The sequence below is a fragment of the Nostoc sp. DSM 114159 genome, from assembly GCF_053470285.1.
The window spans coordinates 6,276,449-6,300,047 of the sequence record NZ_JBPFEH010000001.1; the positions used below are offsets into that span (position 1 = coordinate 6,276,449).

Annotated in this window: 22 protein-coding genes and 1 tRNA gene; 10 read left to right on the forward strand and 13 right to left on the reverse strand. The window is 41.6% G+C overall.

The features are described 5' to 3' along the window. Positions 1-171 precede the first annotated feature (171 nt). Complete coding sequence (locus ACR5KR_RS26500; protein ID WP_448268567.1) at positions 172-369, forward strand: hypothetical protein; 198 nt, start codon at positions 172-174, stop codon at positions 367-369. Positions 370-410: 41 nt separating this feature from the next. Here the strand turns inward: ACR5KR_RS26500 and ACR5KR_RS26505 are convergent, their stop codons facing one another. Beyond that, the gene (locus ACR5KR_RS26505) at positions 411-911 is read right to left on the reverse strand and encodes an acyl-CoA thioesterase (protein WP_322697481.1); all 501 of its coding nucleotides are present in this window, start codon (positions 909-911) and stop codon (positions 411-413) included. A 116-nt stretch (positions 912-1,027) separates the two neighbouring features. Here ACR5KR_RS26505 and ACR5KR_RS26510 point away from each other — a divergent pair, with 116 nt between their 5' ends. Beyond that, complete coding sequence (locus tag ACR5KR_RS26510; protein ID WP_448268568.1) at positions 1,028-3,097, forward strand: CHAT domain-containing protein; 2,070 nt, start codon at positions 1,028-1,030, stop codon at positions 3,095-3,097. Positions 3,098-3,285: 188 nt separating this feature from the next. Here ACR5KR_RS26510 and ACR5KR_RS26515 read toward each other — a convergent pair whose 3' ends face one another. The 5 genes from ACR5KR_RS26515 to ACR5KR_RS26535 all read right to left on the reverse strand — a co-directional run bounded on the left by ACR5KR_RS26515 (position 3,286) and on the right by ACR5KR_RS26535 (position 8,234). Then, positions 3,286-3,774, reverse strand: a complete 489-nt coding sequence (locus ACR5KR_RS26515; RefSeq protein ID WP_445629795.1) for a hypothetical protein — start codon at positions 3,772-3,774, stop codon at positions 3,286-3,288. Between the two features lie 919 nt (positions 3,775-4,693). Next, a complete protein-coding gene (locus ACR5KR_RS26520; protein ID WP_094350113.1) occupies positions 4,694-5,038 on the reverse strand; it encodes a DUF1815 family protein in 345 nt (114 codons plus the stop codon). A gap of 1,030 nt (positions 5,039-6,068) precedes the next feature. Further along, positions 6,069-6,284 carry a DUF2839 domain-containing protein gene (locus ACR5KR_RS26525; protein ID WP_445629794.1) on the reverse strand — a complete coding sequence of 72 codons (216 nt, stop codon included), beginning with the start codon at positions 6,282-6,284 and terminating at the stop codon, positions 6,069-6,071. A gap of 17 nt (positions 6,285-6,301) precedes the next feature. Beyond that, the gene (locus ACR5KR_RS26530) at positions 6,302-6,424 is read right to left on the reverse strand and encodes a hypothetical protein (RefSeq protein WP_448268569.1); all 123 of its coding nucleotides are present in this window, start codon (positions 6,422-6,424) and stop codon (positions 6,302-6,304) included. 259 nt (positions 6,425-6,683) lie between these two features. Continuing rightward, a complete protein-coding gene (locus ACR5KR_RS26535) occupies positions 6,684-8,234 on the reverse strand; it encodes a helicase C-terminal domain-containing protein (RefSeq protein ID WP_445629792.1) in 1,551 nt (516 codons plus the stop codon). A gap of 132 nt (positions 8,235-8,366) precedes the next feature. Between ACR5KR_RS26535 and ACR5KR_RS26540 the strand changes: the two genes are divergently transcribed. After that, positions 8,367-9,329 (forward strand): M48 family metallopeptidase, encoded by a 963-nt coding sequence (locus ACR5KR_RS26540; protein WP_448268570.1) that lies wholly within the window; start codon positions 8,367-8,369, stop codon positions 9,327-9,329. Between the two features lie 221 nt (positions 9,330-9,550). On the opposite strand, the gene ACR5KR_RS26545 is transcribed toward ACR5KR_RS26540, so the two are convergent. Beyond that, complete coding sequence (locus ACR5KR_RS26545; protein WP_448268572.1) at positions 9,551-10,435, reverse strand: CPBP family intramembrane glutamic endopeptidase; 885 nt, start codon at positions 10,433-10,435, stop codon at positions 9,551-9,553. 148 nt (positions 10,436-10,583) lie between these two features. Then, positions 10,584-11,021 carry an AbrB family transcriptional regulator gene (locus ACR5KR_RS26550; RefSeq protein WP_094350106.1) on the reverse strand — a complete coding sequence of 146 codons (438 nt, stop codon included), beginning with the start codon at positions 11,019-11,021 and terminating at the stop codon, positions 10,584-10,586. Positions 11,022-12,492: 1,471 nt separating this feature from the next. On the opposite strand from ACR5KR_RS26550, the gene ACR5KR_RS26555 reads away from it, so the two are divergent. Further along, the gene (locus tag ACR5KR_RS26555) at positions 12,493-13,497 is read left to right on the forward strand and encodes a succinate dehydrogenase/fumarate reductase iron-sulfur subunit (protein ID WP_448270345.1); all 1,005 of its coding nucleotides are present in this window, start codon (positions 12,493-12,495) and stop codon (positions 13,495-13,497) included. 79 nt (positions 13,498-13,576) lie between these two features. Here ACR5KR_RS26555 and ACR5KR_RS26560 read toward each other — a convergent pair whose 3' ends face one another. From ACR5KR_RS26560 to psbX, 4 genes are all read right to left on the reverse strand, one after another. Further along, the gene (locus ACR5KR_RS26560; RefSeq protein ID WP_445629789.1) at positions 13,577-14,101 is read right to left on the reverse strand and encodes a TolB family protein; all 525 of its coding nucleotides are present in this window, start codon (positions 14,099-14,101) and stop codon (positions 13,577-13,579) included. Between the two features lie 75 nt (positions 14,102-14,176). Next, a complete protein-coding gene (locus tag ACR5KR_RS26565) occupies positions 14,177-14,737 on the reverse strand; it encodes a TolB family protein (protein WP_445629788.1) in 561 nt (186 codons plus the stop codon). 47 nt (positions 14,738-14,784) lie between these two features. After that, complete coding sequence (locus tag ACR5KR_RS26570) at positions 14,785-15,702, reverse strand: Ycf66 family protein (protein WP_445629787.1); 918 nt, start codon at positions 15,700-15,702, stop codon at positions 14,785-14,787. 248 nt (positions 15,703-15,950) lie between these two features. Then, a complete protein-coding gene (gene psbX / locus ACR5KR_RS26575) occupies positions 15,951-16,070 on the reverse strand; it encodes a photosystem II reaction center X protein (RefSeq protein WP_013189728.1) in 120 nt (39 codons plus the stop codon). Between the two features lie 289 nt (positions 16,071-16,359). Here psbX and ACR5KR_RS26580 point away from each other — a divergent pair, with 289 nt between their 5' ends. Then, positions 16,360-16,653 (forward strand): YggT family protein, encoded by a 294-nt coding sequence (locus ACR5KR_RS26580; protein WP_094350101.1) that lies wholly within the window; start codon positions 16,360-16,362, stop codon positions 16,651-16,653. 78 nt (positions 16,654-16,731) lie between these two features. Here ACR5KR_RS26580 and accC read toward each other — a convergent pair whose 3' ends face one another. After that, a complete protein-coding gene (accC, locus tag ACR5KR_RS26585) occupies positions 16,732-18,075 on the reverse strand; it encodes an acetyl-CoA carboxylase biotin carboxylase subunit (RefSeq protein WP_445629786.1) in 1,344 nt (447 codons plus the stop codon). Between the two features lie 474 nt (positions 18,076-18,549). Between accC and ACR5KR_RS26590 the strand changes: the two genes are divergently transcribed. The 5 genes from ACR5KR_RS26590 (at position 18,550) to ACR5KR_RS26610 (ending at position 23,591) form a co-directional block, all read left to right on the forward strand. Continuing rightward, positions 18,550-18,630, forward strand: a tRNA-Leu gene (locus ACR5KR_RS26590). A 182-nt stretch (positions 18,631-18,812) separates the two neighbouring features. Continuing rightward, positions 18,813-19,442 (forward strand): chorismate lyase, encoded by a 630-nt coding sequence (locus tag ACR5KR_RS26595; RefSeq protein WP_448268577.1) that lies wholly within the window; start codon positions 18,813-18,815, stop codon positions 19,440-19,442. Positions 19,443-19,921: 479 nt separating this feature from the next. Further along, positions 19,922-21,691, forward strand: coding sequence for a DUF3352 domain-containing protein (locus ACR5KR_RS26600; protein WP_445629784.1), 1,770 nt, complete (start codon positions 19,922-19,924; stop codon positions 21,689-21,691). A gap of 257 nt (positions 21,692-21,948) precedes the next feature. Next, on the forward strand, positions 21,949-23,010 hold the full coding sequence (gene ccsB, locus ACR5KR_RS26605) for a c-type cytochrome biogenesis protein CcsB (protein ID WP_448268578.1): 1,062 nt from the start codon (positions 21,949-21,951) through the stop codon (positions 23,008-23,010). A 272-nt stretch (positions 23,011-23,282) separates the two neighbouring features. After that, positions 23,283-23,591 (forward strand): KGK domain-containing protein, encoded by a 309-nt coding sequence (locus tag ACR5KR_RS26610; RefSeq protein WP_322697496.1) that lies wholly within the window; start codon positions 23,283-23,285, stop codon positions 23,589-23,591. The last annotated feature ends 8 nt before the right edge of the window (positions 23,592-23,599 follow it).

Below are 23,599 nucleotides of genomic sequence, written 5' to 3' on the forward strand. Positions count from 1 at the left end.
ATTTTCAGCTAATATGGCATTGGCACAGTTAGACAAAAATCTTAGCTTTAGTATCTATTCCAAATTAGGTTTAATAGCTTTAGCAATAGTAATTTTGACTTCAGATAAAAATTTACCCTTTCTAAATAAAGATCTTCTGACACTAGGGCAATTATTCAGGAATGAATATATATGATTATTACGTTGATTATAGCTTGGATAGTTTTCATAATATTATGGAAATTGCTGAAAGCAACCGTGAACACTGCATTAACTCTTGCGGCAATCCTTGTTTTATTAAATATTAGTTTTGGCATTACACCCCAAGATATTTGGCATTACGCAACACAGTTTGCTCAAAATCTGTCACAGTTCCAAATCGGCAAGTAAAAAATGAATTATGAATGCAGAATTTAGAATTAATTTTTTGGTCAATTGTTATTTAATGCTGAAATCTTGGCTAAGGCATCTTTAAAACTCGGCGGTAACTGACGCATAATCTTCCCTCTTTCGCGATCTAAAGCGACTAAAGTCACTTTGGCAGTGACGTACAATTGTTGTCCATCAGTTGAGATAATGGCGTAATCCCAATTGATTCGCACACCAGTCACCTCAGCCATGCGGGTTTTTACCAGCACTGCCATACCCAATTGAATTGAACGGTGATAGCGCACCGACAGTTCTACAACTGGTAAATCGCAGCCTATAGCAACTAAATCAGCAAATTCAATCCCTATAGATCGCAAGCATTCAATCCGCGCTTCTTCCATCCAAGCTATATAGGAACCGTGCCAGACAAGACCGGCATAGTCAGTGTGGTGGGGTTGGACTCTGACAGGATATTCAAACCAATTCCCAAACTCATGACTGGATGGATTGTCAAGAGCGCTGGTTGGTGGTAGTTTTGGTCGGCTGGGTTTTTCTTCTGACATCTTCAAATTTCTCAGTGTTTATAAATTTTCCAAATTATTGAATAGCATAAAAATTAATTGCGTTGCCGGACTTATTGATTTAATATTTACCTTCCGAGCATAGGGAGTGTTTTGTGATGCAGCCTAATCTCCGGCATGTGAGTGTTGTTACTTTATCTCTACTTAGCTTACTAGGTTTTGGGATGGTATATCCAGACCATAACCAGGTAAATACAAATGCAAGGTTGAGGTACGAATCTGGAGAAAAAGCTCAAGCTTTACCCAAGAATAATCAACTCTCAGAAATTGCAAGGCTCAATGAAGAAGCTATCAAAGAATCTCGTCAAGGTCAATCAAAAGAAGCGTTGCAGAAATTACAGAAAGCATTAACCATCAGTAGAGACCTTGGAGAGCGCTCTTGGGAAGCGGTAACATTTAACAATATTGGCAGAATCTACCAAAGTCAAAAAAAGTATCCTGAAGCACTTCAATCCTATCAGCAAGCCTTATTGATTAACAAAGAACTTGGGGATCTGGTTCGACTTGGCAAAACCTACAGTAACATAGGTTACTTATTCGATATCCAAAACCAACCAGAGTTAGCAATTTTTTTCTACAAGCATTGTTTGATTAATCGTGAGAAAGCTCGCTTGAATCCATCAGCATTGAGTGCGCCGCAACCAGATGCTTACAACATAACTGTTAGCCAGACATATCGCATTTTGGGCGAACGATTGCTCAAACAAGAACGTGTTGCTGAAGCACAAAGGACAATGGATTTACTCAAAGTTGAAGAACTAGAGGAATATCTCCAGAATGTGCCAGGTAATCAACGTACTGTCAAAGGTATTAATATAGCGGCAACAGAAAAACCAATTAAACAAAAGCTGGATCAAAGTGTGGATAATGCTGTTGTACTGGGTAAAGAATTAACAACACTACGCAAAATTGCCCCCGAACAGCGATCGCTCGAACAGAAACAACGTATCGAGCAACTAGTCTTAAATCAACAGCAACTTCTAGATGGATTTAACGAATTTATCAATAGTCCTTCAGTGAAAGCACAGGTAGAGCAAATTAGCCGTACAGCTAGGCGGCAAAATTTGGATTTGGAAAGTCTTAACGAACTTCGAGATAATTTGGCGCGATTACCGCAAAAATCGGCATTACTCTACCCACTGATTTTAAAAGATAGTTTGGAATTGGTGTTGGTAACTCCTGAATCCCCACCAATCCATCGCACCGTTGCTGTAAAGCGCGAAAACTTCTATCAAACAATTGATGCTTTCCGTCAAGCTTTAATCAATCCCAGTCGAAATATCAAAGCACCTGCACGCCAATTATATGACTGGCTAATTAAACCGATAGAGAAAGACTTGAAGCTATCAGGTACGCAAACTCTGATTTACGCTCCAGACGATCGCTTACGCTACATTCCTTTAACTGCTTTATATGATGGCAAACAATGGTTAGTGCAGCGCTTCAATGTGAATCATATTACATCCGCTAGCCTGACTAACTTAAACACCCCAAAACAATCTACTTTGCGGGTTTTAGCGGGTGCTTTTACTAAAGGTAATTATCAAATCAAAGTTGGGAATCGACAGGTTGCTTTCGCTGGCTTACCCTTTGCAGTGCGGGAGGTGGAAAGTCTAGCAGCAGCGGTTCCTGAAACTACGAAGCTTTTAGACGATGCCTTTACTCCTAAAGTCGCTGTACCCCAAATGGATGATTATACAATTGTCCATTTAGCGACTCATGCAGCCTTTGTGGTTGGTAAACCAGAAGATTCGTTTATTTTATTCGGGAATGGCGATCGCGTTAATTTTAGAAATGTTGCCACTTGGTCACTCCCGAATGTAGATTTGGTAGTGTTGAGCGCCTGTGAAACCGGCTTGGGAGGCAAGTTAGGTAATGGTGAAGAAATTTTGGGCTTTGGCTATCAGATGCAACAAACTGGCGCTAGAGCCGCGATCGCCTCTTTGTGGTCTGTAGATGATGGTGGTACACAAGCAATCATGAGTGCTTTTTATCATATTCTCTCTTCTGAGAAGTTGACTAAAACTGAAGCTCTACGACAAGCTCAAATCTCATTAATTACTGGAAACTGGAAGGCGAGAAATGAGAATACATCTGCAACGCCAATTAGTAATTTTAGTCATCCCTACTACTGGGCACCGTTTATTTTGATTGGCAATGGACTTTAATTTTGGATTTGAAATTTTGGGTTATGGCAATCCTATTTCAGTTGTGAAAAATATCCGTTATCGGTATTGACTGTTAACCTTTGACAGTCAACAGTCAACAAAGCTTATATGATAATATTTTACAAATTATTTAGAATCGATACATTCAGCATGTCTTTAGTCAGAAATAACAATTCAATGCCCAGTAGCTACGGCTGCTCTACAATCTTTGTCCAACCAGTAGAAAAAGTTCCCGTAGAGCTGTTTAATTGTGTGAAATTACCAAAGCGATCGAAAACACCAAAAGCAGTTACACCATTGCTAGCGTTGTAGAAGAAGACGCCCCTTGGTGTATTAACTATTTGTGACCAACCAGTAGAAAAAGTTCCCGCAGCATAGCCCTTTAATTGTGTGAAATTGCCAAAGCGATCGAAAACACCAACAGCACCCGCACCATTGCTAGCGTTGTAGAAGAAGACGCCCTGCGGTGTATTGACTATTTGTGACCAACCAGTAGAAAAAGTTCCCGCAGCATAGCCCTTTAATTGTGTGAAATTGCCAAAGCGATCGAAAACACCAACAGCACCCGCACCATTGCTAGTGTTGTAGAAAAGCTCATCAGCTAGAACTGATGACATAGGTGTAAGAGTTGCAAAAGTAGCAAGAACACCAAATCCTATTTTCCAATTTGTTTTCATCAGCTTCCAGTCCTTCTTCATCTGATTAGAATCGAATTTTTAGCTTGAGTTTTAGAATTAGAAATCATGCCCTAAGTGTCCAAGCGCCGCACCAAATTCAGGGTTCGGTGCGTTAGACTGAAGTCGTAACGCACTTTACAAATACTTAATTTTATTCAAAAATCAAATTCGGATTTTTATAGTTAAATTTTTTCAGTAATTAAACCACGATTCGCCAAATCTCAGCAATTCTTAACATAAAAATGGACTTATTAGCCCTTTTTTATTACTCTCATTAAAGAAAAATTATAACCTTTTATTTTTATAGGTTTTGAAGAATCTAAATGTAGCGACTGTCTTGATTTTCAAGACAGTCGCTACAAATATTTTTATTTTTTTAGAGTAATAAAAGAGCGTTAGACACTCGTATACTTTTAAATAATGGCCTAACGAAAACTGCGATCGCGTTTTGATAAGATTTTCCCACATGAGGAGCGATCGCTTTTCATGTTGCAGAATTGAGCAGCTATATACGCCACCTCTGGCGGAAGAATAAAAGGATATAAGTCCGATGATTTATGGAAAAATTAGAAATAATTGTGCTGCGATGCGTAAGCACAAAGCACAAAGAGTCCTTGTTTCAAGCCCCATTATTTATGGGGATTTTATGAGGTGAATGAGAGAATTTTGAATTCCCCGTTCGCGTAGCGTCTTTACAGGAGAAGGGGTTGAGTGTGGTGCGTTTTAACACCTGATAACTCAAGGTTAACAATTTGGCTTGTGAAATTTTGGTAGATACAAAAAAAGATGCGATAGGCTAATAAAGTGCCAATCACTTAATGGTAACGGAGAATAAGTAATGAGCGATCGCTAACTAAGCCACTTTTACCGATTAACAGTTACCTAATCAATTTCTAATTTGCTATCGACCTCTGAAATCTTAATACTTCTTGGCAAGAGTTTTAGAGCCTGTATCACTTTGCATAGATTGCTTGACAAGATCGGCCAATTCATCTAGTTGGCTAATTGCCTCTGCACCCTCTAGCTTCATTAATTCGCGGTCATCCCGCATTTCCGTCCAAGTAATGCCGTAATCGGACACTAAAAACCGAATCAGATGGTTATCGCCCAAGCTAACCATAAATGATGCACTATTCATTTGATCGCCACAGGTATAGCAAGATGCAGGATACCCACGCCGCTCTAATACAATCGCCAAGGCTTGCAGGTTCATTACTAAGTCTTGGACGAATTGTCGATGTTGATGTGCTAGTCTCAGAAACACTTTTGTCCTCCAGACACCACAGTAATTTGAGTTTCTTTTATATTTTCTTTAGATTTTCTCACCCATTGGTATTGTAAACTATTCATTACAATTACCAGACACATGATATTGAGTCATGAATTGACTACTTTGTTTAGGGTAGTGGATCGGGATTTTGAGGGCCGTATCAAACTATTCAGTTTGCAAATTCAAAATCTCGGACAGAATTGCTAAATTTAACTATATCTTTATACACTTCTGTCAGGGTAGATTCTTAGAGCAAGAGATCCGCTTTAAGAGTAACTTAAATTTAGCACTAGTCAACTACAGAAAAGCTACATATTTGGTTTTTATTGGCTATGTGCAGTCAAATACACTGTTATTAAACGCTATAATGTAGTTTTCCATCGTTATACTGTCTCATGCTTAGATGTTTAATCTGTTCTGTTTATAACGTAGATTTTGGTATAGACAAATGATTACTTATACTAAATTCCTTCCTCCTATATATATAAAGTTAAGCAGATAACAGTGCGAATTCTAGCCTAAGTAGTTGCACAAGCATAAACTAAATAGTTTATACTCAGGTTACGTACATAGGAGACAACTGTGAGTGTAGAATCCACAATGGGAAAACTTAACACTGACAATATCTAAACTCAGCAAAGTATTGTTGCCATTTAGGCAATATTTCTAGTTATTTTGAGATTATTTTCAAAAACTTGCACAAACCAAAGCACGATAATTTAGAAGGATTCTTATCTTAATTTGGTTTTGCCAAATTTAATGCATATATAATATATTTCGATTATCTATCCAAAATGAGTAATTATTTTTTATTAATAACTCAGTTAACTAATTCGTAATTCCTCATAATGCTTTTTACAAGAGGCTACGCATAGCTTGCTTTCCATAGGGTACGCAAACTCCCCACCGTTGCGCTAATGTAATTTGTAATTATTGGCAAGACACTTGGGCGTTATTGTCTTTTTTAGCAGCCTTGAATTAGTTGGAGCCTAGATATCCAACTAATTCAATTATGAATTAAGAATTAATAGACTACTTGCCACCAACCGAAAGCTGGACCGATAAAACGGATTGTTAACCATCCAACAATCATCAGACCAATGCCTATCCAAGCACCACGAGTAGTCCAAGTGACAAATTGTTCGCCTTGAGTTTTTGTGATCGGAACCCAAGATAAGATCCGAGTATCTTTACCGTATGTTTCCCCTAGTGCGGTTTTACGACGTTTTGCTTCACCCATAATCAGCAACTCAAATTTTACTTAGGTTCTAAATTTATTTTGCCAGGAATCATGCCTACTCCAAAGGCGATGAATCGCATCACCTTCCATAAGCTGATAATAATATCTTGCTTCTTTGCGATCGCGCTTTGCTTCGTCAAAATTTAAATTAGGCATTAGGGAGCCACTGCGGTCTTCTCCCTTGGCGCTAGCCTCTCACGAATGGGAGAAGGGGAGACGCTTTAGCGCATAGCGTCGGCGGCAAGCGAGTCCGCGAGCGTCTGGGGTCTCCCCAAGTGGAGGAGGCAGTGCGGTCTTCTCCCAAGGGGAGACGCCAAGGGCGATGGGGTCTCCCCAAGTGGAGCAACTGCCGTCAACTGCCGTCAACTGCCGTCAAGTGGCGTCACTGGTAACTGAATTTTAAGCAGAATTTTCCTCATCGGTATTGGAAAACAGGCTGGGATCGAGATAGTTAATGCGTGCCAGAGGACTTAAAGCTGCGAGAATTTGAGCGCCGTAGCTGCGGTTAACTACACGACTATCAAGTAAAGCTACAATTCCTTGACTTTCTCGTACTGGAGCGATCGCCCGTTGTAATTCATTTAAAGCTGCTGGTAACAAGTATAAACGGAACCAATCTTGATGCGATCGCTTATAAAGAGCTACCCTACCAGCTACCAGAGGATTTTCTAAAGATGGTAGGGGCAAAGTCGCAATGATTAACAGATGAGGTGCTGGCAAAACTCGTTGATGTTCTCGCCAAAATTCCCAACCGCTAATCAAAATACCATTCTCATCTAAACAAGTTTTTTCTACTTGCACCCGCGAACCAAACTCTGAAGCCAGAATTGCCGCAACTTGAGCCTTTAGTGGTACATCCCCCACCAAGACAACCGTTAATCCTGGCGCTGTCGCACTTAGACAAACCAGTGTGCGGACTTTGTGAATAAATGCCGCTTGAAATTCTGGCGTGTTGGGTAGAGGCAACTTATAGGGTACATACAGTTGAATTGCTTCCGCTTGATTTTCCGAAGAGAACTTCAGGCAAGTTAAATCGTCCAAACCCAAGCGCTGGCGGAAAAGGGGAGCCTCAGTTTCCGGTTCGATAGCGCTGCCAATTAAAACTACTGGTTGTCGCTGCCAAATCGGCGAGAGTATTTCCCCTAATTCCATTGGGGCGTAGTGCAAAGAAAATAAACCTTGTCGATGGGCAATAGTCGCCCAAAAGAGAGCAGGGGGGGAAAGATTTTCATCAAGGGTTTGAAATTGTTGCCAGAATTTTTTCCAAGGTTCTGGCAGTGCTTGTACTGACTCTAAAGCCAAATACAAACGGCCTAAAATTTCTATTTCTGGCTGGGAAATTAAATAACACTGATATGGATTTGCAGGATGCTGAAAAAGTTCGTGTGTTAGTTGTATCCGTGCTTCGCGAATTGCCTCAGCTTGGTTTGGACAAGCCAGCATGAGTTGCTCCCAATCATCGGGTTGAATATCTTGAGTAAGTTGATGACGCACCCAATCTTCAAGATCGTCTACCCCATCAATAATTGTGGGAATGCCTTGGGGAAAGCGTGAGTCACCAGCTAACTGTCCTTTTAACCAAGCTTCTGGGGAGGTCAACAGTAGCCCTTGGAACTGGGCATCAGGCCAAGCATCACCTGTCCTAATCGATTTATTGGTTGGTAGCCACTGCTGTAGACGGGGAATTTCCACCCGCAGCAGAAGTTGCTGCACTGTTTCTTGAGCAACAATAATTACAGGACCATGCCACATCAGGGCTGATGCTACAAAACTAGTACGATACCGCCCTTGATAGCCACTAACTGCCCCTACTTGAATTAGGGCGCTACGTCCCAGGCGCAAGGCGCGTGCTACCAACCGTGCCATCGTCAAATGATGGGGCCAGGAAGGGAACCCCGCTTGCGATCGCAAAAAGTTATGTAGTGACAAATGAACTTCTGCCTCAATCACACGCTTTCAATTCCATACAAAGTGATTTTTACTTCCAATTGCCCCATTTCTATTATCTTGTCATTTGTCATTTGTCCTTTGTCCTTTGCTAATGACCAATGACCAATGACCAATCACCCAATATCCTAAATTATGCCAACTTACACAGGAATTTCCAGCGAAGCCTTCAGGCATCCACTAGATCGCCAAGCGGAGCAAGCTTTACGAAATTTGCCAGGATTTGATTTAATCGCTCGTAAATTTGTGGAATTTATCTACGAACGCCCTCAATTAGTCTATCTAATGGGTAACAGCATCCAAGTCGGGCCGCGTCAATATTCCACTATTTACCAGATGTTTCGGGAATGCGTCCGAGATTTGGACATTTACCCAGAACCAACACTGTTTGTCTCGCAAAATCCCCAAGCAAATAGCTATGCGCTGGGGCAAGAGAATCCTTACATAGTCATAAATACAGGGATACTAGACTTACTAGACGAAGCCGAGATGAGGACGGTGCTAGCCCATGAACTAGGGCATATTAAATGTGGTCATACTATTTTAATTCAAATGGCGATGTGGGCGATGAGTGCTGCTTCGGCCTTGGGAGAATTGACCTTCGGCATCGGTAATATTCTCACACAAGGCTTGATTTACGCCTTTTTTGAGTGGCGGCGCAAAGCGGAGTTATCGTCAGATCGCGCTGCACTACTAGTGATGGATGACTTAAATCCTGTGATGTCAACGATGATGAAACTTTCTGGTGGTAGTAACAAATATGCCAATGAATGTAGTTTACAAGAGTTTATCAAGCAGTCAGAAAATTATCAGGCATTGGATGAAGATGGACTGAATCAGATATATAAATTCTTGATCTACAATGGCGCTCAGGGTATGATGTTGAGTCATCCTTTCCCTGTTGAACGTTTGCATTACTTACGGTCGTGGGCAGTATCTGAAGAATATCAGCAAATTCGCCGAGGAAATTATCAGCGATCGCCTGCTTCCGGATCGGTAAATGTTTCAGCAGAATCTTCCGAAAATCAAACAGAAAGTTTGCGCCGCCAAATTGAAGAATTACAACGAGAAATCGACAGAATCAGAAGGTCTGAGTAGTTTTGAGTACTGAATAAAGATTAGTAGGGTGGAATACAATACTTCTCGCTTTGTGCATTTCTAACTCGGAATCGGGTTTGGGTTAAAGGTTTTTTCTTTCCCCTTTTCTCCAAAACCCGAGAGTATAGGGGTGGAATAGTACCTTCTAAATCGTTGGATTTAAATTCCCAACTTCTTGAAGAAGTCGGGGATTTGCGTTAACAGACATCATCTATGGGAAATTAAAATATTTGAGAGTTGAACCAGATAATTACTCCAGTTCCCAATACACAAATAATTCCCGCCAAGCCAGCTAAGGGTTTTTTATTTTTACCTGTGAACCAGTCAGAGACAATACCAGTGTAAGTAATTAGTTCTGCTGTATCTATGGTAGCGATCGCCCATACCCATCCTGCGTGCAATCCCCAAGCTAAACCCAAATTACCGCTAGAGGCAAAGCGTGCTAACACTAGCACCATTCCCATCAGCCATAATCCAGGAAGTTGGGGTACAGTTTCACGTTGCTCCCAAACCAAGTGTAACAAGGCAAAAATCAAGCTAGAAATTGCTGCTGCTACCCAAGCTGGGTAATCCTGTGCTAATTCTGTGAACAGGAAACCGCGAAAAACTAACTCTTCTATCCCAGCGACTAACAACGCTATCAAGAAAATCGGTAGCAAGATGGGTAATACTAACTTGAAATTCGACTTCTCAAAAGAACACCAACCTAACCCGAATTGCCCACTAAAGACAATAGTTAGACTCAACACTCCCAAACTAAAACCTATTGCTAAAAAACCAAGAGTTGAAAAATTGACAACAAAGCCGTAATCTGGAAAAGATTTATTAGTCAACCAAACAACTCCCCAGAGGATCGGGGGAGCTAATAGATAAAGTGACACCAATAACGGCATTTTTTGCTCTGGCTGTAAAGGTTTAGGAGGTTGCCAATTAAGCAATATTGCTGATACTGTTGCTACTGGCAACCAGCAAACTATCCAGCAAACAAAAAATGCCGTCACTATAACTAGTGGCGGTGCATTTTCTCTAAACGCCAGTAAGGCATTGCTCGAAGACTCAAAGAAAGTTATCAAAATAAACAAAAAAACACGATAGACTTCTTGCATTATAGATTTCTTGCTGATTAATCAAGACTCTACTAATTTTGGTAAATTCTGCAAGGGGTCTAATCGTATTTTTTACCTGGCTACCAATTTGCTGTCGGGGTAAGGACAAGTTATCATAACCTGAAACTTATCCCTACCATTAGCAAATTTACTCTTCGTCTTCTAAATCTTCGTCTGATTCGTCAGAATCTATATCTTGTGAGGTTAGTTTTTTATCGCTTTCACCTAGTTGAATCAGGTGAATATGTTTGTATCCCAGCCTAATTTCAAACTCATCTCCAGCCTTCAAGCCCATTGCTTTGGTATATGTAGCACCAATTACAATCTGACCATTTTGATGGACACTAACCCGATATGTCGGTTCACGACCACGACCATCTTTAGGCGCTTCTGGACTTAGAGGAATTCCCCTAGCAGATAGCAAAGCGTCATAAAAATCGGTGAGATTGACACGAACTTGATTATTCTTAGTAACAGTGTAATAGCCGCACTGTTTAGCTCTTTCTCGGCGTGGTAATGTGGAAAGTTCTTTTACTTTAGCAAGTAGTGCTTTTCCAGTTAATGGCGCGGTTGCAGTTTCAGTCATTATGCTCAAATTTTCCTTACTCTCTCCAAACTGATAAACTATGTAGTCTCATGCCAGCATTTAATTTTTTAGCATTTGCATAGAGCTACTGAAGACCCTAATGTAACGGGTGAATTCCTGCCGATAGGAGCCAAAAGCACTTCTATATATGGTTGTCTACAACCAACTAGAGGCCATAGTTGCCACAGACATTAATTTTGGTGATGTTACGGCACTTTTAACCATTATTAGCCATCAGAAAGAAAACTATTTTCTTCTTTAGCGCTACTGTAGCGGTGTAACTTTCAGCCACCATTACAAATGAGGTTAGGTTCTACTGCAAATAAGTCGTAGACCCAAAAAATTGCAGGTTTTTCACTTTCAGTGCTTGCCTTTCTTGCCAATGAGCAAGTAGAGTTTTCTCCACTCGTCCTTTCAAGCTTAGGACAGCATAGTATTTCAATAGAGTCCTACGGGTATACACCCTTTTGTTCTACCAGTAGAGACGCGAATTTTCTTGTCTCTACATTACGAATCAACAAAGCAGTAGTAACCGCGCTGATACGGCTATTGATTCTGGTTTTGCTACTTCGTAATTTTATATTAAATACTAGCATGGACTAATAATAGCAAAATAGTTGTTTAATTTTGAATTAAAGTTGCTGGTAAATTTTTATTTAAATTCCTGGACTTGAAAGTTGAAAAAAGCAGTGACGATTTTCTTAACCCTTTATGATTACAAGCGCGAGCATTGCTATCTGGCTTTGATAAAAATTTATATATTGAGACGAGCAGTTTTGACCAATGAGTTCAATCCCATATTTTGTTGATTGAGAGCAAGCCAAAAAGCGAAAAGTCTGACACCTGTGGGTTTCGCGGTACTCTAACTTTTTTGAAAGTGGTGAGGATTTTTCCTCGGTTTATTATCTTCAGGTCAAAAGCGGCCAGAGGATTTTGCACGTCTGTCTATGGGATGAACAAATCTCTTAACATCTGCCTAGTGCTTGATTGCCACTACTATATATTAAACATGGGCTTTCAAACTTCTATATAATCAAAAAATTCTGTCAAGTGGTAGCGAAGGTGGAATTTTACTGTCAGGACTGCTTGACTCAAGTTGACATCAAGACATATTGCTAACTTCCCATGGATTTCATTTGGATAGGATCGCTAGATCAAAGATCAACTGAAGTTACTTTTGAAGCAAACTCTCTTTCCTTTAGATTGCCAAACAGGTAAATTCAATGCAAAGCTGCGATCGCATTTTTGGCGTTTTAACTGAGAATTTGACAAAAATCTTGCTTACAGCGCTACTACAAGTAAAATTTTAATGGTTATCCTTAAACTAGAATCAGTCGCCCTTTAATCGTCAGCCTATTAACACCAGGGTTTGAATTAGGGGCAAAAAGTATAACTCACTTTTCGCAACTAGCTGCTTTGACTCATGATTGTTGAGGCTGGTGAAGTAATTTTAAAATTTTGGTTAGTAGTTATGGAAGTTATTTTTAAGGTCATTCGACAGCAACAAAATTCCTCCCCTGTTGTGCAAACCTACATTGTAGAGGCCGAACCAGGTAATACAATCTTGGATTGCCTCAATCAGATTAAGTGGGAGCAAGATGGAACTTTGGCATTTCGCAAAAATTGCCGCAATACTATTTGTGGTAGCTGTGCTATGCGAATTAATGGGCGTTCGGCTTTAGCTTGTAAAGAAAATGTTGGGAGCGAACTTGCCAGATTACAACAAATACCATCATCTCAAAGTAAAGTAAATGCTATTGATGAAATCACGATCGCACCTCTTGGCAATATGCCCGTGATTAAAGATTTGGTTGTAGATATGAGCAGCTTTTGGAATAATCTAGAGGCAGTTGCCCCTTATGTGAGTACGGCAGCACGACAAGTACCAGAAAGAGAGTTTTTGCAAACACCACAAGAGCGATCGCGCCTCGATCGAACTGGTAACTGTATTATGTGCGGTGCTTGTTACTCTGAATGCAACGCTCGTGAAGTTAATCCAGACTTTGTAGGTCCCCATGCCCTTGCCAAAGCTTACCGAATGGTAGCAGACTCCCGCGATAGCGATACCGAAAATCGTTTAGCAAGCTATAACGAAGGTACTAAAGGCGTATGGGGTTGCACTCGTTGTTTGTACTGTGATTCTGTTTGTCCAATGGAAGTTGCACCATTAGAACAAATCACCAAAGTTAAACAAGAAATTCTCACCCAGAAAAAAAATAGTGATAGTCGTTCAATTCGTCACCGGAAAGTATTGATAGATTTAGTTAAAGAAGGTGGTTGGATTGATGAACGTCAATTTGGTTTACAAGTAGTTGGTAATTATTTTCGGGATTTAAAAGGATTACTCAGTCTTGCACCCCTCGGTTTGCGGATGATCCTCCGGGGTAAGTTTCCTTTATCATTTGAAGCTTCTGAGGGTACGGAACAAGTGCGATCGCTTATTGAATCTGTGCAACAAGTAGAAAACAAAAGTTAAAAGTGAGGAGGGAGTAGTGAGGAGTTAAGAGTTAGGAGTTAAAATTCTTCACTCTTAACTCTTAACTTCTAACTGTTGTTCAACGTGGCTCTTGAGGTATATTTAACGGCTGTCCATAACGGTCATATACTAAAATATCCCACTGCCCGTTGTTACTGGATTCAAAAGCAATCCTGCTACCATCAGCGCTAATTGTAGGGTTGCGGACTTCCGCTTGCAGGTTATTGGTCAAATTCCGTGATTGGCGTGTTTCTCGGTCGTAGAGAAAAATAGCCGATCGCCCCTGACGGCTAGCAGCAAACACAATATAACGACCATCTTGTGAAACGCTAGGATGATTTGCGATCGCATCAAAGGAATTTAAACCTGGCAAATCAACCAAATCACGAGTTACCGTATCAAACATATAAACATCTTGGCTACCGCGTCGGTCAGTAATAAAAACAATGTATCTCCCAGAAATTTGGGGGTTTAATTCCGATGCTAAACTATTAAGACTCCGACCCCCTGGATCAAAGGGATAACTCAAAATCCGAGGGTAGCCAAAACACCCAGTCAATAAACTTAAACAGAAAAATATAGGTATAAAAAAAACACGTTTCATATAATTTAGTCATTAGTCATTAGTAATTAGTCAATAATCTCACAACTCCTAACTCCTAACTCCTAACTTTCTCCCCTACGGAGGTGAACCCACAGTTGCACCGTTGGGAATATCTAACTCAATATTTGGCCCTCGGTCTAGAACTTCAATATCCCACTGACCACGAGTGGCGGTTTCAAAGACAACATAACGTCCATCTGGACTAATATTTGGTTTTCTGATCCAGCCGCGATAAATTGGCGTGACAATTTGTGACTGTTGCGTGGCGCGATCGTAAAGCGCTACCACTGGTCTTCCCTGGTCACTAGTAAGATAAGAAATATAACGTCCGGTGTAGCTCAAACTAGGACTTTCGGCAATTGTCTCCTGTCGGTTTATCCCCGGTGTACTAATAAACAGTTGCCTCTCCAAATCGTACATTAGTAGCTGCTGATTACCATTCCGATTAGATACAAACGCTAAAAAGCGCCCATTTCCACTCAAAGCAGGTTGCTCCTCGGTGTAGCGACTGTTAAGAGAAGTAGGCCCTATAGGAATATCGTTAGAACCACAAGATACAAGCAAACTTGTTAAACCAAAAACCAGGCTCCAATGAATTGGTCTTTGGAGCCAAAATGCAGGCGTAAATTTTTCCACCTCAACTGTTTTCCGTCGCCTTTAAACCTATTTGCACGCCAACTGTTTTAAACATCGTCATCAAAATCGGTCAAATTATCTGGCCCCTCATTTGGTTTTTCAATTGGGTTGTATGGTACATAATCGGTTGGGATCGCATCATCATCTTCGCGCGGTCTTCGAGAAGTTGAGTCAGTGGGGGGACGACGCCTTCTCGGTCTGGGAGAAACATCATCTTCACGACTTTCGGGACGCTGTGACCCGTTATTACTACGGCGAGAAGGTTTTCTAACTTCCCCACCTGAATTTTCCCAATCATCAACTTGCCTAGAAGAAGAACCCCAGTTCTCTTCTTCAAAGCTTTCAGAAGGGCGATTTACAGGACGCCCAGAAGTCCGCCGGCGGGTTCTATCAGATGGAGTCTGTCTTTCACTAGTGCTGCTGTTGCGGCGTTCTGTACGACGGGGAGGTTGTTCCTGATAGTAGTCATCACGAGTTGAAATCTCATCCCTGCTACCGCGAATCCGGGGACGCACTGGGCGTTCTTCCTCGTCTTCATAAGGCAGTGGATCTAAGTCTGCCTCCATCTCAGCCTGATAGTTTCTGCGATTATTGTACGAATAGCGATCGCTAACTGGTCGGTCTTCGTCCACAATCGGAGTGTTGCGCTTTGCTTGCTGAGTAGCTATACTTCGCAGACGAATACTTTCAACTGCAAAAAACACAGTTGTGCCAACTAAAAGCAGTTGACCAAATTGTAAAATCGGGTCTAGCCGCCATCCTTGAAAGACGAGAATAAAGCCGCAAAGTAAGCCGACTGCCGCAAAAAAGATATCTTGATCCCGTGACAATTCCGGACGCACAGTGCGGAGAAAATACAGTGCTGCCCCAGCCACAGCCAGGAAAATTCCTAGAATACTGGCTGAGTTTGCCCCAAAATTTACCTGAGCCAGAAAACTGGCTGAGTTCAGCCCAAAATTTATCATTGCTGTTTTCCCAATATCAAATCTATGTTAGCGAGTCACAATTAAAATCACTACTGTAATTAGGCACGATATATTGAAGCTTCAAAGCCTCTGGCAAAGAAGCTCTGAAGCTATTCACCGAAAAGTAAAAACGTCTATGTCTGTCAGCTACAACTGCCACCAGTCGCAGTTTATGCTGCTTTTAGTGCAATTTAAGTAGATAGTTGACAGACAATCGATTACGAGAGCTAATTTAACTCTCATAAGCATTATGAACGCTGTATTTTATCTTTTTGGCTAATGAAAATTAGACCAACAGTAGCGGGTATTACAACAATTGCTGTACCCCATACCAGACTCCAAAGAAAATTTGCTAAAGAAGGCGTCATACTTCTCAACCTTTTTTTACACACTTCATCCTAATTTTAATAGTGTATTACTTTCTTGAGAAGCCTCTAACTCTGAACTGCCAAACTTGGTAACTTCTTTCACCAGTTATTGAGTTAACTACATGGGCGAGTTCGCTTTTCTATTTCAGAAAGAAGTGACAGCATTTAGTTAAAATGATGATCGGAGTGCTTTACAAAGCTTAAAATTTTGTAGCTATGTCTACGCAAAGCGCAACTTGCCTGTGCCTAAGTTTTTTCTTTTTTTACAGATAGATAGTACCTAAAACCGATGACTGGTGTTAACCTGACTGCTTGGATTCTTGGCCCTGTGTTAGGGGTTATGACATTCTTATTTATATTTCGTATCATTCTCACTTGGTATCCGCAAGTGGATTTGAATCGTTTGCCCTTTAATTTAATAGCTTGGCCAACTGAGCCATTTTTAATACCTTTGCGAAAGCTGGTGCAACCTATAGGTGGGGTAGATATTACACCTATTATTTGGGTTGGTATCTTCAGCCTGCTGCGAGAAATCCTGTTAGGTCAACAAGGATTGTTGACTATGCTATCTCGTGTTAATTAGGGTACAGGTTACAGGGGACAGGTTACAGGTTATAACCCTGTCCCCTGTAACCTATAACCTTTTTCCTTTCCTACTCTCCTACCCGTTCATTTCCTGCACAAAATTTGTATAGACATTACCCTGTAAAAACTGTGGAGTTTCCATAATTTTTTGATGAAACCCAATGGTGGTAGGTAATCCAGTAATGGCACATTCCCGCAGCGCGCGTTTCATCCGGTTAATAGCAGTGGATCGGTCTGGTGCCCAAACGATTAACTTGCCGATTAAGGAATCGTAGTAAGGTGGAATTTGGTAATCTGTGTAAACGTGGGAATCAATCCGTACACCAGGCCCTCCGGGGGGCAGATAGCTACTGATCCGTCCGGGAGAAGGGCGAAAATCATGGTCGGGATCTTCGGCGTTGATTCGGCATTCGATCGCATGACCTCGTAATACTACTTGGTCTTGGGTAAGCTTGAGTCTTTCACCTTGAGCAATGCGGATTTGTTCGGCAACTAAGTCTATCCCAGTAATCATTTCTGTTACAGGATGTTCTACTTGAATCCGGGTATTCATTTCCATAAAGTAGAATTTACCGGATCTATCCAAGAGAAACTCAATAGTACCCGCCCCACTGTAGTTAATGAATTGGGCAGCTTTGACAGCAGCTTGTCCCATTTTTTCACGTAGGTCTTGGTCGAGAGCTGGACTTGGAGCTTCTTCTAACAGCTTTTGATTCCGGCGCTGAATTGAGCAATCCCGTTCGCCTAAGTGGATGACATTACCGTAGTTATCCGCCAAAATTTGAAATTCGATGTGGCGGGGACGTTCAATAAATTTTTCTATGTAAACGCCAGAATTCCCAAAAGCTGCTCCTGCTTCGCCTTGGGCTGCGAGAAAAAGTTTCACAAATTCGTCTTCAGAACGAACTAGGCGCATACCCCGTCCACCGCCACCTGCTGTAGCTTTGATCATCACTGGATAGCCGATATCCTTGGCGAATCCTAATCCTTCTTGCTCGGATTCTACCAATCCCTCACTACCTGGTACCGTCGGGACTCCAGCTTTTTGCATGGTTTCTTTGGCAGTGGATTTATCGCCCATCTGTCTCATAGCTTCTGGAGTTGGGCCGATAAAAGCAATATGATGGTCGGCACAGATTTCCGCAAACCGGGCATTTTCTGCCAAAAAACCATAACCTGGATGAATGGCAGTAGCATTGCGCGTCAGTGCAGCAGCAATAATATTGGGAATATTCAAATAACTTTTACCGCTAGCAGGTTCGCCAATGCAAACAGCTTCATCAGCAAGTTGGACGTGGAGAGCATTACGGTCAACGGTGGAGTGAACCGCAACTGTGGCAATTCCCATTTCTTCACAGGCGCGGAGAATGCGAAGGGCGATTTCTCCCCGATTGGCAATTAATATTTTGTCAAACTTCATTTTTTAGTTTCGATATCATTACCAGTAGATTGACATTTTCTCTGATCCAACTTGAAACAACGCTTCCGCATTATTTCAAATTATTGCAGGAGATTCGCCACCCTGATCCTAAGCAAACTCGCATATTGCAGGCTTGCTGCGTCTACGAGTCTTACTACACTAACAACATTGCTGCTGTAAGTCTTGGCTAGACTACCAAGCTGGGCTTTTGCGAAGCCGATAGCGAGTCAGACGCTCCTACGTCGCTATCGAGCGTCATAGCCTGTCGTCGACACCACCTACAGCAGACAGATACGCGATCGCACCCCGCCGAACACAGTAGCTCTACCCTTTTCAATATCACTTGTACAGCTGCTAAATTTCTGTCAGTCTGATACCGCCTTGAGAAAATTTATATTTTTGAAGCAACTGAATTTAGATATCACCTTACTATAATTATTTTCTTATGCTATAGTCTATCTTTAGAGAAACCATGCGGATGTGGCGGAATTGGTATACGCGCACGCTTGAGGTGCGTGTGGCTTTGCCTTGGGAGTTCGAGTCTCCCCATCCGCATTTTTGCTTGTTTAAGTATAGGGTCAATAGTTATAGGTTAAAAAACCTTAGACTGTTGACCCTTAAATATTAAGTTTGCTTTTGAAGCACTTCAGTGCTTACTAGATATTAAGTAAAGTTGCCTTGTCAAAGTACTAGTCCTTTATGCTTTTATAGAAATAGGTGAAGTTTTGTAAAAAGCATTGACTATTTCTTTTACGCCGACAAACAACCTAACATCGCCACCACCTTGGCATCGCCTCACTCCGATTTGGCAAGGAGGGGAGGAAATAATTCAACAAAATTTACCCCACACTCAGCTAGCACCTGCATGGCAGCTAATGCTCTTGGGTGACGGCTCTCCAACACGTCACTTAGAATTGCTCACAGGTGAGCCTGTAGAAGTAGATATCATTGATATGTCATTGATTGGTATCGACTTGGATGCTGCTCCTGAGTTAATCCAAGCTGTTCCAGAACCGCGATTACGGCGACAAGTATGGCTGCGTACCGCTTCTGGTCAACGATTAGCTTATGCTACTTCGTGGTGGGAAGCCAGTCATGTCGATGAGTATTTACAAAACCGTTCATTACCAATTTGGGCAAGTTTAGCTCGTCTTCGCACAGAATTGTATCGGGATGTTCGAGGAATTTACTACGGTGACTCATTGGCACTAGAGTCCGGTTTTGGTGTCACTGGGCCTTTTTGGGGTCGTCACTACTTGTTTTGGCATCATGGGCAGCCACTGACATTAATTTATGAAGTTTTTTCACCTTATTTAACCAAATATTTGGGGCCTATGCAGTTGAGTGCTGCTAATGCTGAGGCATAGTATTTTTGTATCTTTTACAGTGCGCCCCAGAGTATAGGAATTTTACATTAATGACTTTGAAGATGGGTAATCTATGTAAAATCCCGGACGCTAAGTTGATCTTACTTAAATCAAGTCAGTACCACAGATAGAAGCTCTATAAATAGAAGGTAGTCTGGGTTACAGATGACTTGCAGCTTTTTCAAGTTAGTTATATCCTCAAAGTGCTTGAAATGAACTATGTTAACTTTCGGAGACTTTCTAAAAAAGACAGCAGTTTTTAGAAATGTCCAGCGAAATTCAAGAAAGCGTGTTAAAAAAGGTAACTAACCATTAAAACACCGCTTTGAAACAGTAAAGAACGGTTAATTACCGAAATATCATCAATGTCTATGGTGGAAAAATTTATGAAATTAACTACCTTAGATCGCAAGAAACTTTTTGGTTGACTTAACCAATTTAGCAAGTAATGAGTTTGGAAATATGAGGTACAGGTTTCAATGGCACCGCCTCTTGTGTCTGTTCAGATGAAGAAAAATAAGAAACCGTCTTTGGTGCTGACGCTCTCGGCTGCTGGGTTATTGATTGGTGCGGGGAGTGTGGCCTACTGGTTGTTAGCCCAGAGACAAATATCTTCTAGCGATTTGCTAGTAGGTGCAAATATTATTCCTGGTGATGCCCTGTTTGCGGTTTCCTTAACAACAGATCCCCAGCAGTGGCAGAAATTGCGGCAGTTTGGGACAAGAGAAACCCAAACAGAACTGGACAAAAATTTAGTCCAGTTACGCGATCGCTTTCTGACGAATAATGGTTACGACTTCCAGAAAGATATCGCTCCTTGGGTAGGCGATGACGTGACGATCGCAATTCTTGCCCCAACAATAGGGAATAAACCTGCACCCAAACCAGTTACCACCAATGAAGATGCTGCTAGCGATCAGCAGTCGATGGTAATGGTATTGCCAGTAAAAAATTCAGAAATCGCCAAAAGTATTTTGGCACAACCCAAAATTCTTAAACAAGGCAAATGGAGCGATCGCACTTATCAAGGGATCGCCATTAAACAAAGTGAGGGACAAGCAGGGCAAAACTTCTCGGCTGCATTACTAGATGGGCATTTTTTAGTCATAACTGATAGTCCCAAAGCCACAGAGCGAGCGATCGATGCTTACAAAAATAAAACATCCCTAGCGACAACAGGCGGCTTTGCTGAGAATTTCCCAAAAATTGCCAATTACCAACCCTTTGGACAGTTTTATGTAAATGTGCCAACAGCAGCGAAAATAGCCGCGGCTTCTCCAAACCGCCCTTTGCCTGCTCAAGTTTTGGCTCAACTGCAAAATAACCAAGGTTTAGCAGGGACAATAACTTTAGAGTCAGAAGGAATCCGCTTCAAGGGCGTTTCTTGGTTAAACCCTAATAGTCAACGCGTGCTGACAGTGGAAAACAAAGCTGGGAAAATGCAAAGCCGCATACCAGCCGAAACCTTAATGATGCTTACTGGTGGTAATTTACAGAGGTTGTGGAGAGACTATGTTTTAACATCTCAGGGAAATCCTTTATCACCGATCGCACCAGAACAGATTAGAGGTGGGATAAAATCTCTTACCGATCTTGATTTGGAGAAGGATTTGCTTAGTTGGATGAAAGGGGAGTTTTCTTTATCAGTAATTCCTGCTACTCCAAAAGAAGGTTCACCAAATGATTTTCGTGCGGGTTTGCTGTTCATGGTACAGACAAACGATGACTACGGCGGGCAAAGCCAACGCAAATTAGCTGAAGCATCCATCAGTAAGCTGGATGAAGTGATGAAAAATCAATACCAGTTCCAAGTGCAACCGGGGAAAGTCGCAGGTCAACCCGTTGTTAACTGGGTATCACCTTATGGTACGTTAACTGCTACCCACGGTTGGTTAGATGGAGATGTCGCTTTCTTGGTAGTGGGCGCTCCCATCACCGATAAAATTGTTCCCAAACCTAACTACACACTAGCTGGCACTCTTCCCTTCCAACAAACAGTTCCTACAGAACCCAATCCGACAAACGGTCAATTTTTTCTGGATGTGGAACGAACTGTGAAAAATTTCCCTTTACCAACTCTAATTCCCAATCAAGAAACTTTGCTAGATGCAACGCGCACAATTGGGATGACATCTGCTGTCAGCGACAATCGTAGTAACCGTTACGATATTTTTATCGAACTTAAAAAAGTTACTAACGCAACTACATTGCCTAGTCCAGAAAAGAGTAAGAGTAACTCTGTTAGATAGGCAGTGGGAGGAGGGGAGCAGGGGTGCAGGGGAGCAGGGAGACAAGGGAGACAAGGGAGACAAGGGGGAATTATTGAACAAGTCTCTCTCTTGTCTCCCCCCTCTTCCTTATCTCCCTTGTCTCTTCTTCATGTTCAATGCCCAATGCCCAATCCCCATTCCCCATTCCCAATCCCCCATTCCCGATTCCCCTCTAAACATATAGGATCAAAACAGTCAGAATCGATATTTTAAATCATCCACGGAGAGAAGACTTTATGAATTTGGTTGTACTCCAGAACTGGCTGGACAATGCGTCCTTTGCCATATTATTCCTGACAATGCTGGTGTATTGGGGAGGAGCGGCTTTTCCAAATCTGCCTTATCTAGCCGCTTTGGGGACAGCTGGGATGGCGATCGCAAATTTGTGTATAGCTACTCTACTAGGGGCACGATGGATCGAAGCTGGTTACTTTCCCTTAAGTAATCTCTATGAATCTCTGTTTTTCTTAGCTTGGGGAATTACCGCTGTTCATCTGATTGCCGAAAATAGTAGCCGTAGTCGCTTAGTAGGAGTTGCGACATCTCCGGTGGCAATGGCTATTACTGCTTTTGCTACTATGACACTACCATCTCAGATGCAAGCGTCAGAACCCTTAGTACCTGCTTTGAAGTCAAATTGGCTGATGATGCATGTCAGCGTTATGATGCTGAGTTATTCTGCTTTGATGGTGGGTTCGTTATTAGCGATCGCTTTTTTAATTGTCACTCGCGGTCAAAATATCCAACTACAAGGCAGTTCTGTTGGTACTGGTGGCTATCGCAGCAACGGCTACCGCTTGCACAAAGCCACTGAACTAATTTCTCAACCACCAACCCCTGCTGTCGAAAATAACGGCTTTGCTCGTTTTGAAACTAGTAGCAATGGCAACGGTAACGGAAACACCGCTGTTTTGAATTTAGTAACTACCCCTGAATCGCCAGCCGTTGCATCTGCTGAACCTCTTTCACCCCAGCGCCTTAGCCTTGCCGAAACTCTCGACAACATCAGCTATCGCATCATCGGACTAGGATTTCCCCTGCTGACAATTGGCATCATTGCCGGTGGCGTTTGGGCTAACGAAGCCTGGGGTTCCTACTGGAGTTGGGACCCTAAAGAAACTTGGGCATTAATCACCTGGTTAGTCTTCGCTGCTTACCTTCACGCCAGAATTACTCGCGGTTGGCAAGGGCGCCGTCCGGCAATTTTAGCCTCTGCTGGTTTGCTTGTAGTTTGGATTTGCTATCTCGGTGTGAATCTTTTGGGTAAAGGTTTGCATTCTTACGGTTGGTTTTTCTAAGAACCTCACTAAGACAGTACTGAGTGTTGAGTATTTTACTTTTACTAATAACTCAGGACTCAGTAAAGTCTTGCGTAAAACTATGGTGAGTTAAGTATTTAAGTTGAAACACAGAGGGGTGAAGAGTTTTTCTTTGCCCCTTTGTGCAATACACAAATTATTACGATAATAACCAAGGACTAATGACTAATGACCAATGACTAAATTATCATTTTATTTCGGATGAACTGTTATATCTCTGGAAAATATAAATTGATTAACAGGAGATTTTTATGGAAGATGGATTCGAGATACTAAACCATGATGAAGTTGTGTCTATAAAACCGGACACTTTTAATAAGTTAAATATTGCTAAAACTTTTAAAGTCCGCGATTTGATTACAGCAATTAAGGAATATATTGGAGCAGAAGAAACAGATGAAGTAAATTTGTATACTCAGGGATTAAATTGTGAAGTTTTACAATTTAGTAATTTGGGATGGAAAAAAGGAAAAGTGAGACTTGCTTTAGAATTTTGTCCTGATGAATCTGAATCACCACTTGATGAAATTTTTCAAAAACTCAAACAAGTGGAAAATTAATACTCAAT